This window comes from Flavobacterium tructae (genome assembly GCF_001853485.1).
GTDB classification, from domain to species: domain Bacteria; phylum Bacteroidota; class Bacteroidia; order Flavobacteriales; family Flavobacteriaceae; genus Flavobacterium; species Flavobacterium tructae.
This window is the reverse complement of the sequence record NZ_MIKE01000025.1, coordinates 242423-257799: the sequence shown is the minus strand read 5'-3', so window position 1 is coordinate 257799 and position 15377 is coordinate 242423. Positions and strand designations below refer to the sequence as shown.

Below are 15377 nucleotides of genomic sequence, written 5' to 3'. Positions count from 1 at the left end.
AGATGAAGTATTTATTTTTAGGTCTGGCCATTTGCGCAGAGCCAGGGCAAAACCAGTGTAAATCGAACAATCCAAAAGCGGTAAATGTGGTGTTATTCAAATTCAAATCGGAGGCATCATTGGAGCAGGAACAAAACTTTAAAAGTGAAATGCTGAAAAAGCACAGTGCGGTTTCAGGACTTATAGATATTTCTTTTGGAGAAAACGTGACAGATATAGCAAAAGGATTTACCCGTGCAGAAGCAGCCCGGTTTAAGGACCAGAAATCGTTAAAAGTATTCAGTAAATCAGATCCTGTTGAAGAGCTAAATACCAGTTATATCAAACCGGTTTTGCAAGAGATTCTGGTATTCAATTCTTTTTCTTAACTTAGTAAAAGCAATACTGACGCAAAATTGAATGGAGAACGCAAAGTCGAAAATATGATCCAATGGCTTGCTGGGTACTTCACAGAGCAGGAGGGATGATAAAAAAATGTTAAAAACATTCTATATTTTAAAGTGGCACAGTTCGTGCTTGAAAGGAAATCATTGAATAATCTGAATGCTTAATCGGTATTCTAAAAAATTAAAATAATGAAAAGATTTAAATGTATTTATGTTTTTGTAGCGGTATTATTATCAACAATTACATATGGTCAGGAAAGTTTAAAAATGTTTGTAAAAGAAAGTAAAGTGTCCTGTATGGGTGTTGGCCCTATGGAATGTCTGCAGGTAAAGTATGACAAAGACAAAGAATGGCAGCTATTTTACGATCATATTGAAGGTTTTAATTTTGAAAAAGGAAATCGATATGAGATCTTGGTAACGAGAACAAAAAGACAAGAGCCTATTCCTGCCGATGCTTCTGCATACCAGTACAAACTGAAAAGCATTGTTTCGAAAACTCCTGTAAATGCCGAAAAAGGAATTTATAATACCAAAATGATCTTGACCCAGTTAAACGGAAAAAAGATGACTAACGGGAAAGCATTTATTACCATTAATGATGAAACCGGAACAATAAACGGTAACAACGGATGTAATATCTTCAATGTAAAGTATACAAAGCTTTCTGCAAAAAATCAAATTAAGACCGATTCTCCTTTTGGAACTTTAATGGCTTGTGAAGGCGAAGGCATGAAATTGGAGCAAGATTTTAGCGCTGCGATCACAAAGAAAAGATACTTCTAATTTATACTATGAATATAGTTCTGTAGAAGAAGAAAGCTATATAAAGCAGTACGTACAAATAATATTTCAAAAATTGTTACATATCATAAATGGTAATTATGAGAATTTCGAAATAATTAACAAGTTCAATAATGATTTTAATTTAATCGTTAAAACTTTAGGAACAAGTATGATTTTTGATACAGAAATTTATAGAAAGTTAGAGAGGGGAGATGAGTCTTGGAGGGAAGATCTAATAAATATGAACCCTTCGGACAGTTAGTACCCGCTCTACGAAGAGTTGTTAATTAAAGAGCAAATTTGTCGTGTATGCTGTGCGAACGTCTCTGACTTCGCACCCGCAACGATGAGTTATAAAGAGCGTTGAGGAAAAAAGGAAATTATCCGAAAATTAAGTTCTTACTATTCTTTTTTTATCAAAAGCGAATAAGAAAAACTACAACCCTAAAAAAGTTGTAGTTTTTTCATTTATACTTCTTTCTACCCTACTTTCGCCCAAAATTATATTTCCAGTAAAAAACAAAAGATGAAGAAAACAAACCCCATTATTCCCTTATTCAAGCAGTTCATAAAAGAAACGGAAACCGGGAAGCGACTCAAGAAGAATGGTGAAAGAATAAAATCGGATTCTATAGACAATTACAAATATGTTTTGCAGAATTTAATTCAGTTTTCAAATGAAACTAAATTTGAACTCCGTATCTGCGACGCGTCAAAACTGGATAAACGGGAATTGACCTTTGAGAAAAGTTATTGGAAAAAATTCTATCAAAAGTTCACTGATTTTTTATATAAAAAAGGCCCAGCTTTCCGAAGTGTTCAACTGAAAAGCTGCGCAAATGTCTCTGACTTTGCGCTTTTTTTTTTACGCTTATTGAATTATTAAAGTTCGTAAAAGTCTCCCGACTTTTTATGTTTATTTCTTAATATTTTTTTGATTCTTTCTTTTTCAGAAATTACATCTAAGAAATTTAGTTTTAAAGTCTGAGACTTTACGGTTTATGCATTTTTAATTAGACGTTTACAAGTTGGCGCAAAGTCAGAGACATTTGCGCAGCGCTTGCGAGGCACACTTTGCAGAGCAGGGGGGTAATTGGTTTTAAAGCCTGAGACTTTACGGTTCATGTGTTTTAAACTAGACATTTGTAAGTTGGAGCAAAGTCAGAGACATTTGCGCAGCGCCTGTGAGGTATACTTTGCAGAGCGTGGGTATACTTTGCGGAGCGAAAAAAAACATTATGAACACTTTTTTATTACGATTAATAAATTGACCAGAATTATTATCTTTATAAAAACGATGTCTCTATAGTGAGATAGTTAGTCCTAAATGTAAAACTTAAAATAAATGAGATGGAAATGAACAGATTAATTTATGGAGAACGTAGAGCAAAGGTGATTGAATGTATAAGAGCAAAACTCCAAACAATCGAAGATGAAAATTTATCGCTTCTTGAAAATTTAGGGATTGATTTTAAGAAGACTACAGGGTTAGCTTGGAATGATAGTGCAGTGTGGTTTTATAATGATCCTAACAATCCAGTTGATAAATTGCCGAATGAAGTAAAATCAAAAGTTGACTTAGTAATCTCTTCATGCTTAAAAGATTGTATATAAAGGGTAAAAATATTTCCCGACTTTTTACCGTTATTTTTTAATATTGCTTTGATTTTTTCTTCTCTAGAAATTGTATCTAATAAATTTAGTTTTAAAGTCTGAGACTTTACGGTTTATGTGTTTTAAACTAGACGTTTGCAAGTTGGCGCAAAGTCAGAGACATTTGCGCAGCGCTTATGAGATATACTTTGCAGAGCGGGGGTAGGGTTTGTGAGGCACACTTTGCAGAGCAGGTGGTATCCTTTGCGAAGCTGGGAAATGTTTTTTTTGAATTTCCAAGTTTTGAGATTAAAAGATAATTGATTATAAAAGCTATTGTAATGAATTTTGGTAAAAGCCGTTTTCACATTAGTGAGGTTGTCAAATCCGAAAAATGTACTTAATTTAACCCAAAAACTATTTTATTTACGGTCGTTAGCATTGATAAATCAAAAAATAATTAAGCAAGAAACATAGAATTTAAAAACTGGTAATTATGGAATACAAATACGAAATCAATCAAAAAGTTGTTTGCTTAGGTAAAAGATGTATTGTTAGGGCAACTAAAAAACTACCACAAAAATTTACTAATAATCCATATTTTAGAGAAGAAATAAGACCCCAGAAGGATTATTTGTTATATATTTTTGATAAATATGAAGATGGCAATGAAGTATATTCAGGCACTTTAGATGTATATGAAAATCAAGTAGAATTTGGAAATTGGTAATTAAAAAAAATAATAAAATGACAGGAATAGAATTTTATACTTTTTTGCAAAGTATTTATACACAAGATGGTCAACCTTTATATAAAAACTATTCATTTAAAAAATGGCTTCATAAAAAAGATTCACAATCATTCCAGTTCAATGGAAATAAAGCGGTTAAATCAATACCGAAGTACTGGTTAATTGATTCTAAAAATGCCAAAAATAGAGGTGAGAAAATAGACAGAAATTGGTTTAATAATTTTTATAAACAACAAAATTTTAACGATTGTAGAGCAAGTATAGCTATTTGGTTAATTGAAAAATACTAATAGTAAAAAGAATTTTATTCCAATACAATTATAACTAAAGATGAAAAGGAATAAATTAACCCGCATTACTTTCAAAACAAAAAAAGAGACTCGAAAGTCTCTTTTTTTGAAGTATATCGTTATAAATAATCATTTATTATTTAATTTCTCAAGCCTCGCCATCATCTGATCTTTCTCTTTCAACATACGCTCGTACAACGCAATTTTTTCTTCATGAAGTCGAATTATCTTGTCAATTGGATCATTATTGAAAGTTGGGCTGTAGTTTATCAAACCTTGTGTATCATGAAAAGTATTCGAAATAATATTTATCGCCTGCTCTTCATCAAAATTCTGAAACGCTTCCACCGGAATTTTTAATACGGCTGAGATTTGTTTCAGCAGTTTGTCTTCAATGACATCTTTTTGCTCGAGCATCGAAATTTTCTTTTGGTTCCAGTCTTCACCCAGATCATAAGCCAATGCTTCCTGTTTGATGTTAAGCATTTCTCTAAAACGTTTTACGTTTCTTCCCTGATGTATTTTCTGTTCCATAGCGAATATCAATTTTCTAAAAGTTCAAAGATAATCCCATTTGGGTTAAAAATCCTTGAATTTCAAAGATAAAAAAATATCGCATAAAACAGCTGTTTTGTCAGATATTATACCAATTTTTATTCAGGTATAATATCCGCTATTCGAATAGATTATCCTTTTTAAAGAGCAGAAATTCGTTGGTGAATTTTAAATCACTTTAGCATGAACAAGAATACAATATCTTTCGAAACCAGCTCTTGGACAGGGGAGGTGTCGGGAAATCCAATTAAAGCCATTGGTGCTTTTTTTGCCTATGCAGATCTGGATTATTACAAACAAAATTTAACCAAAGCGGTAGTTTACAGTTATAAGAGTGAGGTTTATGAAGCGAACAATCCCTCGAATGCTTTTGTTTTTTATACGGCTATGAACAATTTTCTCAAATTGTGTTACTGCCTGCAGGAGAAAAGCAAAAAATGGCAAGTTATGGCGTCTTTGCACAATGAAACGGTATTTCATCTTTCTTCGCTGACAAAGGAAGAATACGAGGATCCTTTTATCGTATTTCAAAAAGCATTTGATGAAAAAACACCTGAAGAATTTGAATCGTTTCTGTGTTTGATTCTGGAGCTTTCAACGTCTCCCAATGCGCAAGATCCGTACTCTGATCTCACAATACCCTATATTTATTTAATCAAAATGCTCGATGCCGTAGCGCTAATGAAAGAAAGAGGCATTGAGAAAATCAAGGAATGTGAATCAGCCTGATGCTGTAGCGGAATAGTCCTTATTCAAATTTTAAAAATAAGAATAGGGCGTAGAAAAATCCCTTCGCTGGCGTGAGCGTCTCGCTTGTGCGATCAATGTTGTCTCGTACTGAAAAAAGGTTACCTACCTACACTTAAATCCTAAAATAGATTTGCATTCCTATTTTATTACTGCTATCCGTTTACAATAGTCGGGCTTTTTACATAATAATTTGTTAATCTATACTTTTACTTTATCAAAAACGTTCTAAATTGTGTCATAATTTGTGGTAGAGCTAATGAAATGTTTTACGATATCTTAGTGAAGAAAAAACAAAATAAAGTATTAAACCGTTAAAAAAAAAGCAACATGTTAAAAGAAATTGAAAGTTTAATTCCGCATAGGAATCCTTTTTTATTTGTAGATAAAATAGTGTCATTTTCAAATGAAACCATTGTTGGTATTAAGACATTTGACGAAAGAGATCTTTGGTTAAAAGGAAGTGTTCCTATGTCTGAGTATATACCTGGAACAATATTGATAGAATCAATGGCGCAATGTGGCGGTGCAGGAGTTAAACTTTTAGGAATTACAAATGGAATTTTTGGACTTGTCAGTATTGAAGATGCTGAATTTTTTGCAACTGCAAAGTTTACAGATGATATTAAATTTGTAATACAAAATATTCGTTTAAGTGAAAAGATAATTAAGCAGTCCGGAATTGCTTATGTAGGAGATAAAGAGATCATTAAAGCAACCTGGATGTGTGTAAAATTGCAATAATGCAATTCATCAAAGCACCCCAGCTTTCCGAAGTGCTCAACTGAAAAGGTGCGCAAACGTCTCTGACTTTGCGCTTTTTTTATGCTTATTGAATTATTAAAGTTCATAAAAGTCTCCCGACTTTTTATATTTATTTCTTAACATTATTTTGATTCTTTTTTGTCTAGAAATTAGACGTTTGCAAGTTGGCGCAAAGTCAGAGACGTTTGCGCAGCGCTTGTGTGGTAGACTTCGCAGAGCGGGGAACTAGATCATTCTTTTGTTGAAATCGCTTATGCTAAGAGAACTGCAAAGACCAAATTCTTTAATACGATTTAAATACTCTTTTTTGAGTTCTCTGCAATATTTTTCAATATTTTCTATGTCACCAAAAGCAAAAGACAGAGGTTCTAAATCTAGCCCGGCACCTTCATGATTATAAACAATTTTTATATTTTTTCTTGTTATTATATTGTAGTCTGTAACATCATTAAAACCAATATCTACAACACATTCTTTTTCAATTCCAATAAAATTATCTTCCTTGATAGCAGAAAACTTATTATTGCGTAAATCAATATATTCTAGATTTTTCAGATTTTTAATTCCCTCTATCTCTGATATTTTATTAGAAGCAAGATTCAACATTGTGAGGCTAATCAATCCTTCTAATCCTTCTATTTTTGAGATCTCAGTTTCGCTTAAATCCAAGACTCTTAAATTTTCCAAATAATCTAAATGCTTTATTTTTTCTATTTCGCTTGCATTATGTAACAAAAGCTGTTTTAAATTAGTCATTTTTTTTAACCCCTCAAATGACTTTACAATACAAGAACTCAAATTTAATTTTTCTAAATTTTTCATTCTGTCTAATGCTAATCTATTGAAATCTAAATCAAAACAAGAAGAAAGATCTATGTGGTTAATATTTTCTAGTTCTTCAATATCTTCAAAACCTTTGATTTTTGTGTTTCTCAGATTTAACTTCCTCAGATTTTCTGCGTGCTCTAATCCCCGAATAGATTTTACTTTAGTATAATCTAAACTTAAAGAGCATAAGTTTTGAAGATCTTGGATGTTTTCAAATTTTGAATCAGAATTCACATCAGTAGCTGATAAGTTCAGTTCCTGTAGGTTTATTAAATTTTCAATACCTTCAAAATTTGACAAGGGATTAATGCTTAAATCTAATTTTTTAAGCTGTTTAAAAACACTTATACTTTTAATATTATTGATTTCACAATCTTGTAAAAATAAGTCTTCTAAATTATCAGATATTGGTAATAAAAAATCGAGACTATTAATTGGGATTTCTTGTAAACGTAAAGTTGTTATGTTACCATCTTTGTCAATTGTATAAGTATTTTCGAAATCAATTGCTTCATCAGATTTGATCATTTTAATATCAAATTCATTCTCTATTTTTTTTATAAATGCTTTCATTATTTACATCCTAGACTCTTAAATCTATCCAAATTAGTACTTCCTTTTATTGAAATGTCAGGGTTTGCTTTCCCTATGATTGATTCAATATATCTAAAACAATCAAATTGATTGAGTTTATATTTTTTACCATTAAATTTTTGTGCTGATTTCGATATTGCATCATTTAAATTACGAGTTACTTCTATTGTTTTTTTGTCGGCTGCATCGATATCATCAAGAGATATTTTACTCACCCCAGTTTTGATTTCGATGATATCATTTCGACCCATAGTCAAATGTGTCATTTGCTGCACTCCTTTTGAATCAGTATATATCAATCTATAATGATTTCCGCTGCCAATATTTACATCCTGCCTTATAATTGTAATTACGTCAAGCCCAAAAAAATCAAATGTTGCATTACTATCTTCTACATAAGCATAAAAGTTTGGGTTGTTTCCATGTAATCCAATCGGATCTTGGCTAATATATCCTCCAGTTTCAGGATTATAATACCTAAACCTATTATAATAAAGTCCTGTCTCTACATCTTCGTATTGCCCCAACTGCCTAAAAGGGACAAAATCTCGATCGCCTTTTAGATTACGGAGATCTCCGTAAATGTCATAATCCGTTTCCCAGACTAACTTACCTTTTTTAGTATAAGCTTGTACGGGCCTGCCAATATAGTCATTGATAATGGAGAATTTTTCTTCTCCAACAATCTTAGCACTAGGTACAAAAGAACCTCCTTCATACACCCAAGTAACTAAATTGTTAATTGGTTCTGGCTTGTCGTAAACCAAGTCATCCTCGGTAGCAACTAATTTAGGACGATCTTTTAAATCGTATTTCCATTCGTGAATAAGAACGTTTCCATCCCAAACATAGCGATTTATTATTTGGTTTGCAATTTTTGCGGTGCGTCGACCCAGGGCATCGTACTCAAAATGTACTTTCTTCCCATCAGGGTTGGTAATGCTCTCGAGCATACCATTCGCCAGCCAGTTATAGGTGGTATCTCCGTCCTGCCATTGCTCATGTTCTTGCTGTAATCTGATTTCTTCGGTTTTGTTGCCTGCCAGTTTATCGATCCAGTTGGTTGGTTCTTCGAATTTTAGTTCTTCGTTGATGTTTCTGGTACTTTTGTGTATCAGATTACCCAGTTCGTCGTATTTATAATGATACTTTTCGTCTTTCAATAATTTTCCACCTTTACCATACTTACGATCGCTGCGATCCGGAGTTTTGTAAAGATTTCCTACTGCATCCGGGGTTTTGTACAGCTGTTCTTTACCATTATAATCGGCTTTGGCCAAATTACCAAAGTCATCATAATCAAAGTAGGCGATATTGGAAGTCATTTGATTTACAGCACTGCGCAATTGCTGGTTGGTATCCCAGTTGTAAAAGCGTGATCCGCTGCGTTTGCCATTGGCAAATACTTCCTGTTCTTTTTGTTTTCCGCTGTTGTTGTAACTGGTTTTAATGTGGAGTCCACCTGTGGTAAAGCGTTCTATTTCTCTTCCCAGTTCGTCGCGTTTCAGGGTGGTTTGCCACTTCTGGTGCTGTTCTTTGAGTTCGTTGCTTTGAGCCTCGATGCGTTCCAATTGTCCTTTTGAGTCGTAATACGTACTGATCTCTGCTCCCAATGAACTATTTATAGCAATACGCTGTCCCAGTTTATTGTAAGTAGAGGTAAGGGTAATGGCATTTTTGGTGTTATCGAGCTGTTGTTTCTGGGTTTCTTTTACGATACGCCCCATTTCATCACGTTCCAGAAGGACACTTACATTTTGATTTACAGCCTCTGTTAAAAGTCCGTTTTTGTTGTAGCTGTAGGTTTCCCAGGTACCGTCGTGATAGTCGGCTCTGGTGATGCGTCCCAGTGCATCTTGTTCGTATTCGGTAAATCTGCCGTTGCCATGGTCTATTCTGGTGACTTCACCTGCAAGATTACGCTGGTATTTTTTGACCATACCGTCAAAAGCAGTTTCTTTGATTATTTGTCCGGCTTTGTTGCGGCTAAAATAGTAGACTTCGTTGTCTTCGTTTTTGATGGCTTGCAACTGTTCCATCTTGTCGTAATCAAAACGAACTTTCACGCCATTTTGCTCGCGTGTAGCAAGGCTTCCCAGTGGAGTATAACTAAACTTAATCTTGTTTTTATTGTCTTTTAGCGCTATGACTTCATCGTAATTGTTGTAGGTAAACTGTATGACATTGCTGTCTTTCTCTACAATTTGTCTTACGCGGTCCAATGCATCGTAGCTAAAATAATCGGCCATTTGCATTGGGGTGTAGATCGCCTGTACGCGTCCGCGATGGTCATACTCCCATGATTTTAGTTTTTGGTTGTTCTCACGCCATTCTATCAAATTGTATTGATCGTCATAAATCAGTTCGAGTTTGTTGTTGTTTTTGGCCACTGTCGCCAATAGTCCATTATCGTGATAACTAAAGTGAGTAGTGGTTTTATCGGGAGCAATAATCGTTTTGAGCTGATCTTCTCTATCTTCTTTATACAGATAGACCGTTTTATTCCCTTCAGGATCTATGGCAATTGATGGACGATTCTCCTCATCGTAAATCATGATTTCTTCTGTCCCATCCGGGTAAACCGTGCTGATTTTGTTTCCTCTGTCATTGTAATTAAAGCCAAGAATGCGTCCTTCCGGATCAATCTCGCGATAGAGTTCCATAAATTCGGTATAATCGTAAAAGGTACTGTTACCCATTGGGTCTTTTACTTGTGTGATGAGCTGGCTTGACTCGTAATAATAGGTGGTTACAGCCTGGTTGGAGTCTGTTATCAGATTATAACCTTCCTCGGGGTGGTATTCCATCCAGCCTTCCTGCCAGCCGCCATCACCCCAGGTATGTATACAGCGGTTTTGGGTGTCATATTCCCAATAAAAAGCTTGTCCGTTACGGTCGGTTTTTTTAACCATTAAATGATTTTCATATTCAATGGCTGTCGGTTTTTGCAGTGCATCAATAATAGCACTTATGTTACCTTGTTTATCGTACTCGTAGGCTACCAAAAGTTCGTCCTCTTCCGGTCCGGCAAGCTCCAGCTTTTGAATAAATCCATCCTTAGTGCTTACTTTGATTTCTCTGCCTGCAGCATCGATGATTTTTTTCAGACGGTTTGCTGTAAATTCGAAAACAATACTAAGTTCGTTAGCATTACTAATTTTGGTAAGTTGGTATTTTTTACCATCAAACAGAGTAAACTCATAAAAGAGCTTACTTTGATGATCGTAAGCCTGATAACCATCCTGAGTTCTTTTGAGGGTAGTTTTTTCTTCACGTAAGTAAAACCCTTCTTCAGGCAGTAGGATAGGAAAAGCAACAAGCCTTCCGTCGTCCATACGAAGTCCTAAGGCATCGTCCTCGGGGTATAATTCTACGGCTCTGTCATATACGCAATGTACACCATGACCCAGCCATCCTACATATTGGGAATCTGAATACCAGCTGCGTTTCCAATTTAGAGGAATCGGACTGGTCAAATCAAAATCACTGCCTTCATAAATCACCACGCCATTGATCACATTTACGGGGTCATTAACACATTTTCGGAGTCCATCTTTAAGCCCATTAGGACCTTTTGATCCCTTAAGGTTAATCTTTTTGACAAGACCTCTAACTTTTTTCATCAGAGTACTAAAGCCAATACTAGCTAATAATCCTGTAAGAACCCCACCCCAATCGGGAGGATAGGGGCCGCCAACCATTACGGGTTTTCCGGTAGGAATAGGCAATGAAAAGGAGGTCGGGGCAAAAAGAGTTGGGGCAAACGGCAGCATTTTCTTGCCTATTTTGGTTTTCCCTAAAGACATCGAGAGCGGAATCCCAATATCATTACAGGTCATTAGCATATGTCCTTTGGGGCTCATTCGGGTACCGTCTGAGAATACAGTTTTAGAAGCAAAAAAGTTCATGCTTTCATGGCCTATGATTGGTGTCATAAGCCAGGGCGGTGTAAAAAGAGGAATGTGCATCAGAGGTATTATGATACCACTGGTGTCTGAGTTTCCACGTTTAAATCCATTTACATGCACCGTGGCACCTAAAAACGGAATATAATCAAATGGATCGATGACAATGCCTATATAAGGATGAAAAGGGTTAAAAGGGGGTAGTGTAGTAAAATGGATGTCTATCCCCACTACAATGGTTAAATGGTTATCGGTTAATAGCATGTTTAGTAGGTGTCGCTTAATTATTGGGTGCTTCTATTATATTGGGGGCTTATTTATTTGCTATCCAATGTCATTACTAAAAGAATGATATAGCTATAGCATTTTGTAAATACATTATGTTCACTTTATTTCTTGTAGGAAGAAGAAGAATATCGAAATACAGTTATGAACGAAAATACAACAGTATTTTGGATACACAAACTAATTTGTAAGATTTATTATAAAGAAAAGGCTCTAATTTGTTAGTTTAAGGAATTAGAAAAAAAGCATAAAAAAATCCCATTTCGTAAGAAATGGGATTTTTGTGACCTCGACTGGATTCAAACCAGTAACCTTCTGAGCCGTAATCAGATGCGCTATTCAGTTGCGCCACGAGGCCTTTTTGTTCTTTCAATTGGGCTATTTTTCAGTAGCTTTGTTGATTGCTTATTGCGGGTGCAAAGATAAGCATATGTCTATTTCTTCAATAAGGAATTAAAGAGAAAAAAAAAGACAAAAGATTTTTTTATCCTTTGCCTTTATTAGTGACCTCGACTGGATTCAAACCAGTAACCTTCTGAGCCGTAATCAGATGCGCTATTCAGTTGCGCCACGAGGCCATTTTGCTTTTCAATCTGGCTATTTTTCAGTAGCTTTGTTGATTGCTTATTGCGGGTGCAAAGATAGGCATAAATGTGAGATATGCAAGCATGAAATAATATAAAAATAAAAAAAAATGCAGATTAAAAAATATATACGTGATATTCAAGGATTTCCGAAAAAAGAAATTTTGTTTAAAGACATCACTCCGTTGCTAAATGACCCAATTGCGAGAAAAGAAACTGTTTTTATTCTGGCGGAATCTCTAAAAGGGCAAAAAATCGATAAAGTGGTAGGAGCTGAAAGTCGGGGCTTTTTCTTTGGGATATTACTGGCTCAGGAATTAAACGCAGGCTTTGTTCCGGTAAGAAAGCCAAATAAGCTGCCATACGACACGATTTCGGCTTCGTACGAACTCGAATATGGCACAGACAGTTTAGAGATGCACACAGACGCCATAAAGAAAGGAGACAGGGTTTTGATTCACGATGATGTTTTGGCGACGGGAGGAACCGCAAAAGCCGTTTGTGAATTGGTAGAACGACTAGGAGGGGAGATCGTACAATGCAATTTTCTAATGGAGCTTAGTTTTTTGAACGGAAGAGAGAAAATTAGCCGCTATCCTATTTTCTCTGCTTTGACGTATTAGTAATAAGGTACGTTCGCCAATTGATTCACTAAGATGTAACAAAAAATAAAATTCCAAATTCCAACATAATAATTGGAATTTGGAATTTAAACATTTGAAATTTATTTCTTTTTAAAACTATCTCAAGGTTGCTCCAAGTTCAGTTTCGAAAGTCTGCTGTAGTTTCGACATGATTTTGTCAATTTGAGCATCTGTAAGCGTTTTAGTATTGTCCTGAATGGTAAAACTCAAAGCATACGATTTTTTGCCTTCCGGAAGTTTGTTTCCTTCATAAACATCAAACAGGTTAATGTCTTTTAAAAGTGACTTCTCTGTTTGTCTCGCAAGGTTAAAAATACTTTCGTAAGTGGTACTTTTATCAATCAGTAAAGCCAAATCTCTTCGAACTTCAGGATATTTTGGAATTTCGGTATATTTAATTTTTCCGGTAATGATTTTTAGAATCAAATCCCAGTTGAAATCAGCAAAGTAAACATCTTGTTTGATTCCGAAATGTTTCAATATTGATTTTTTAACAACTCCTATTTCTACTAAAGTCTCGCTATTGTAGCAAATTGCCGTTCCTTCTGCGAAAACATCCGATTGTACCGGAGCATTGGTAATTTTATCAATTCCTAAACGTGATAATACGCCTCTTACATATCCTTTTAATAAGAAGAAATCAGTTGCTTTTTGAGGATTGGTCCAGCTTTCTTTGTTTCTGTTTCCTGAAATTAACAACGTAAGGTGTTTGTGCTCCTCATATCCGTTAAGATATTTATGATACGTTTTACCAAATTCAAATAATTTTAAATCTGAATTCTTTCTGTTGATATTATACGAAATAGCTTCTAAACCTGAAAACAGTAAAGACTGACGCATTGTTGATAAATCACTGCTTAAAGGATTCAGCATCGTAACATTGTGCTCCTCTTTTAAAGCAGTAGATAATTTTGCATATGCAGCAGTGGTTAATGAATTGGCCATCATTTCGTGAAACCCTTGCGAGTTCAGTTGAGAGGCAATTACATTTTGAACTTTATAGTCTTCTGTTCTTGGAGAATTAGCAACGGTTGCATTGAATTTTTTAGAAAAATTAATGTTGTTGTATCCGTAAACTCTCAGAATTTCTTCGATCACATCAATTTCACGCTGTACGTCTACACGGTAAGCAGGGATTGTTAAACCTAAACCTGAATCTGAAACGCTGTTTACTTTTATATCTAAAGAAACAAGAATTTTTTTGATGGTATCTTTTGGAATCTCTTGTCCGATAATTTTTGAAACGTGGCTGAAATTCAACAAAACAGAAAAATCTTCTACTTTCTTAGGATAAACCTCTATAACATCAGAAGTGATTTTACCTCCGGCTACTTCCTGAATTAAAAGTGCCGCGCGTTTTAAAGCATATTCTGTAATGGTTGGATCAATTCCTCTTTCAAATCTAAAAGAAGCATCCGTATTCAATCCGTGTCTTTTAGCGGTTTTACGCACGCTTACAGCATCGAAATAAGCACTTTCTAAGAATATAGTCGTAGTTCCTTCTGAAACTCCGGATTTTTTACCTCCAAAAACACCAGCAATACAAAGTGGTCCTTTTTCATCACAAATCATCAAATCTTCTTTGTGTAAGGTTCTTTCTACATCATCTAAAGTCACAAATTTAGTACCCTCAGGAAGTGTTTTTACAATTACCTTTCCATTGATTTTCGCTGCGTCAAAAGCGTGTAATGGCTGTCCTAATTCGTGTAAAACATAATTAGTAACATCGACAATATTATTTTTAGGAGTCAGTCCGATTGCTTTAAGACGATCTTGCAACCAGGCTGGAGATTCTTTAACTGTAATTCCGGAAATAGTTACTCCGCAGTATCTTGGTGCCAAAAGAGGCTCTTCAACCGTAACGTCAATTTTTAAAGTACGCATGTCTACTCTGAAATTGCTCACTGATGGTGTAATTAATTCGATGTTTACACCACGCTGTAGCATTCCGGCTCTTAAATCACGGGCAGTACCCAGGTGACTCATAGCATCTGCACGATTTGGAGTCAATCCAATTTCGAAAACTTCGTCATTCACCACTTTAAAAACTTCCGCAGCAGGAGTTCCCGGAACTAATCCTTCGGCCAGAACCATAATTCCGTCATGACTTGTTCCCAGACCTAATTCATCTTCGGCACAAATCATTCCGTGACTTTCTATTCCACGAATCTTTCCTTTTTTAATGGTGAATTCAGCACCTTCTTTATCGTATAAAACCGTTCCAATTGTAGCAACAGGTACTTTTTGTCCCGCAGCAACGTTAGCAGCTCCGCAAACAATTTGAATAGGAGCTTCTAAACCAATATTTACAGTGGTAACTTTTAATCTGTCGGCATCAGGATGTTTTTCGCAGGTCAATACATGTCCCACAACAACACCTTGTAAACCGCCTTTGATCGACTGGTATTTTTCGACAACTTCTACTTCAAGCCCTAAATCTGTTAGTAGCTCTGAAGTTTGATCAGACGGCCAGTCCGTTTTAATAAATTGTTTTAACCAATTGTAAGATATTTTCATTTTGCTTTTTTATTCTTGTATGAGGTTACAAATATAAGAATTGCACATTGTAGTAAGAAACAATTTATTTGCTTTTTTCGGGCTGTTCTTTCAGAGAGAAATTTTAGAATATATAAGTCTCTTTTCAACACATAGAAACATAATTTT

The 15377-nt window shown here is 35.0% G+C and carries 12 protein-coding genes and 2 tRNA genes; 8 read left to right on the top strand and 6 right to left on the bottom strand.

Annotated elements, in window-relative coordinates; all coding sequences use genetic code 11:
- Positions 1–2: 2 nt before the first annotated feature.
- From BHE19_RS17185 to BHE19_RS17160, 5 genes are all read left to right on the top strand, one after another.
- Positions 3–368, top strand: a complete 366-nt coding sequence (locus tag BHE19_RS17185; RefSeq protein WP_070908128.1) for a Dabb family protein — start codon at positions 3–5, stop codon at positions 366–368.
- 207 nt (positions 369–575) lie between these two features.
- A complete protein-coding gene (locus tag BHE19_RS17180) occupies positions 576–1172 on the top strand; it encodes a DUF4377 domain-containing protein (protein WP_233431389.1) in 597 nt (198 codons plus the stop codon).
- A 1350-nt stretch (positions 1173–2522) separates the two neighbouring features.
- Positions 2523–2786 carry a hypothetical protein gene (locus BHE19_RS17170; protein WP_070908126.1) on the top strand — a complete coding sequence of 88 codons (264 nt, stop codon included), beginning with the start codon at positions 2523–2525 and terminating at the stop codon, positions 2784–2786.
- 475 nt (positions 2787–3261) lie between these two features.
- Positions 3262–3495, top strand: a complete 234-nt coding sequence (locus tag BHE19_RS17165) for a hypothetical protein (RefSeq protein ID WP_070908125.1) — start codon at positions 3262–3264, stop codon at positions 3493–3495.
- A gap of 17 nt (positions 3496–3512) precedes the next feature.
- Complete coding sequence (locus tag BHE19_RS17160; protein WP_123923437.1) at positions 3513–3806, top strand: hypothetical protein; 294 nt, start codon at positions 3513–3515, stop codon at positions 3804–3806.
- A gap of 129 nt (positions 3807–3935) precedes the next feature.
- Here BHE19_RS17160 and BHE19_RS17155 read toward each other — a convergent pair whose 3' ends face one another.
- Complete coding sequence (locus BHE19_RS17155) at positions 3936–4340, bottom strand: helix-turn-helix domain-containing protein (RefSeq protein WP_070908123.1); 405 nt, start codon at positions 4338–4340, stop codon at positions 3936–3938.
- A 204-nt stretch (positions 4341–4544) separates the two neighbouring features.
- Here BHE19_RS17155 and BHE19_RS17150 point away from each other — a divergent pair, with 204 nt between their 5' ends.
- Both BHE19_RS17150 and BHE19_RS17145 read left to right on the top strand, forming a co-directional pair.
- Positions 4545–5090 (top strand): hypothetical protein, encoded by a 546-nt coding sequence (locus tag BHE19_RS17150; protein ID WP_070908122.1) that lies wholly within the window; start codon positions 4545–4547, stop codon positions 5088–5090.
- 348 nt (positions 5091–5438) lie between these two features.
- Entirely contained in the window at positions 5439–5852 is a 414-nt protein-coding gene (locus BHE19_RS17145; protein WP_070908121.1) for a 3-hydroxyacyl-ACP dehydratase FabZ family protein, read from the top strand.
- Positions 5853–6098: 246 nt separating this feature from the next.
- Here BHE19_RS17145 and BHE19_RS17140 read toward each other — a convergent pair whose 3' ends face one another.
- From BHE19_RS17140 to BHE19_RS17125, 4 genes are all read right to left on the bottom strand, one after another.
- Positions 6099–7274: a leucine-rich repeat domain-containing protein gene (locus BHE19_RS17140; RefSeq protein WP_070908120.1), complete on the bottom strand. Its 1176-nt coding sequence runs from the start codon at positions 7272–7274 to the stop codon at positions 6099–6101.
- Positions 7274–11464, bottom strand: a complete 4191-nt coding sequence (locus tag BHE19_RS17135) for a DUF6531 domain-containing protein (protein ID WP_233431388.1) — start codon at positions 11462–11464, stop codon at positions 7274–7276. Before BHE19_RS17135 ends, BHE19_RS17140 begins: the two co-directional genes overlap by 1 nt.
- A 305-nt stretch (positions 11465–11769) precedes the next feature.
- Positions 11770–11843 (bottom strand) — tRNA-Arg (locus tag BHE19_RS17130).
- A gap of 146 nt (positions 11844–11989) precedes the next feature.
- A tRNA-Arg gene (locus tag BHE19_RS17125) sits at positions 11990–12063 on the bottom strand.
- A 116-nt stretch (positions 12064–12179) separates the two neighbouring features.
- On the opposite strand from BHE19_RS17125, the gene BHE19_RS17120 reads away from it, so the two are divergent.
- The gene (locus tag BHE19_RS17120) at positions 12180–12692 is read left to right on the top strand and encodes an adenine phosphoribosyltransferase (RefSeq protein WP_070908119.1); all 513 of its coding nucleotides are present in this window, start codon (positions 12180–12182) and stop codon (positions 12690–12692) included.
- A 117-nt stretch (positions 12693–12809) separates the two neighbouring features.
- Here the strand turns inward: BHE19_RS17120 and pheT are convergent, their stop codons facing one another.
- A complete protein-coding gene (gene pheT, locus BHE19_RS17115; RefSeq protein ID WP_070908118.1) occupies positions 12810–15230 on the bottom strand; it encodes a phenylalanine--tRNA ligase subunit beta in 2421 nt (806 codons plus the stop codon).
- Positions 15231–15377 lie beyond the last annotated feature (147 nt).

Bases quoted from the DNA above. Each gene is read 5' to 3' on its own strand.
- BHE19_RS17185 (WP_070908128.1), top strand. From the start codon at position 3: ATGAAGTATTTATTTTTAGGTCTGGCCATTTGCGCAGAGCCAGGGCAA.
- BHE19_RS17180 (WP_233431389.1), top strand. From the start codon at position 576: ATGAAAAGATTTAAATGTATTTATGTTTTTGTAGCGGTATTATTATCA.
- BHE19_RS17170 (WP_070908126.1), top strand. From the start codon at position 2,523: ATGGAAATGAACAGATTAATTTATGGAGAACGTAGAGCAAAGGTGATT.
- BHE19_RS17165 (WP_070908125.1), top strand. From the start codon at position 3,262: ATGGAATACAAATACGAAATCAATCAAAAAGTTGTTTGCTTAGGTAAA.
- BHE19_RS17160 (WP_123923437.1), top strand. From the start codon at position 3,513: ATGACAGGAATAGAATTTTATACTTTTTTGCAAAGTATTTATACACAA.
- BHE19_RS17155 (WP_070908123.1), bottom strand. From the start codon at position 4,340: ATGGAACAGAAAATACATCAGGGAAGAAACGTAAAACGTTTTAGAGAA.
- BHE19_RS17150 (WP_070908122.1), top strand. From the start codon at position 4,545: ATGAACAAGAATACAATATCTTTCGAAACCAGCTCTTGGACAGGGGAG.
- BHE19_RS17145 (WP_070908121.1), top strand. From the start codon at position 5,439: ATGTTAAAAGAAATTGAAAGTTTAATTCCGCATAGGAATCCTTTTTTA.
- BHE19_RS17140 (WP_070908120.1), bottom strand. From the start codon at position 7,274: ATGAAAGCATTTATAAAAAAAATAGAGAATGAATTTGATATTAAAATG.
- BHE19_RS17135 (WP_233431388.1), bottom strand. From the start codon at position 11,464: ATGCTATTAACCGATAACCATTTAACCATTGTAGTGGGGATAGACATC.
- BHE19_RS17120 (WP_070908119.1), top strand. From the start codon at position 12,180: ATGCAGATTAAAAAATATATACGTGATATTCAAGGATTTCCGAAAAAA.
- pheT (WP_070908118.1), bottom strand. From the start codon at position 15,230: ATGAAAATATCTTACAATTGGTTAAAACAATTTATTAAAACGGACTGG.